Raw genomic sequence first — 1,049 nt, forward strand, 5'->3', positions numbered from 1 at the left:
ACAACCATCTTGATGTTGTCGCCAGGCATCACCATTTCAACGCCTTCCGGCAGTTCGATGGTACCGGTCACGTCAGTGGTACGGAAGTAGAACTGCGGGCGGTAGCCTTTGAAGAACGGCGTGTGGCGGCCGCCTTCGTCTTTGCTCAGAATATACACTTCCGATTCAAACTGGGTGTGCGGCTTGATCGAGCCCGGCTTGGCCAGAACCTGACCACGCTCAACGTCATCACGCTTGGTACCGCGCAGCAGGACGCCCACGTTCTCACCGGCACGGCCTTCGTCCAGCAGTTTACGGAACATTTCAACGCCGGTGCAGGTAGTTTTGGTGGTGTCTTTGATGCCGACGATTTCCACTTCTTCACCCACTTTGACGATGCCGCGCTCTACACGACCGGTGACCACGGTACCGCGGCCGGAGATGGAGAACACGTCTTCGATCGGCAGCAGGAACGGCTTGTCAATGGCGCGTTCCGGTTCCGGGATGTAGCTGTCCAGCGCTTCTGCCAGTTCGATGATCTTGGCGGTCCAGGCTTCGTCGCCTTCCAGCGCTTTCAGCGCTGAACCACGGATAACCGGCGTGTCGTCGCCCGGGAAGTCGTACTGCGACAGCAGTTCGCGCACTTCCATTTCAACCAGTTCCAGCAGCTCTTCGTCATCGACCATGTCGCATTTGTTCATGAACACGATGATGTACGGTACGCCGACCTGGCGACCCAGCAGGATGTGTTCGCGAGTCTGCGGCATCGGGCCATCGGTAGCAGCTACGACCAGAATAGCGCCGTCCATCTGCGCCGCGCCGGTGATCATGTTTTTCACATAGTCGGCGTGTCCCGGGCAGTCTACGTGGGCGTAGTGGCGAGTCGGGGTATCGTATTCAACGTGCGAGGTGTTGATGGTGATACCACGGGCCTTTTCTTCCGGCGCGTTGTCGATCTGATCGAATGCGCGCGCGCTACCGCCGTAGGCCTTGGCCAGAACGGTGGTGATGGCGGCGGTCAGGGTCGTTTTACCATGGTCAACGTGGCCGATAGTACCGACGTTAACGTG

1 protein-coding gene is annotated in these 1,049 nt (G+C 58.7%); it reads right to left on the bottom strand.

Translation table 11 applies throughout. The features are described 5' to 3' along the window. On the bottom strand, nt 1-1,049 hold a 1,049-nt coding region (tuf, locus tag CINSTRO3249_RS16035; protein ID WP_074013917.1), incomplete at both ends, for an elongation factor Tu.

This window comes from Candidatus Sodalis sp. SoCistrobi (genome assembly GCF_900143145.1).
In the GTDB taxonomy this organism is placed as follows: Bacteria; Pseudomonadota; Gammaproteobacteria; order Enterobacterales; family Enterobacteriaceae; genus SoCistrobi.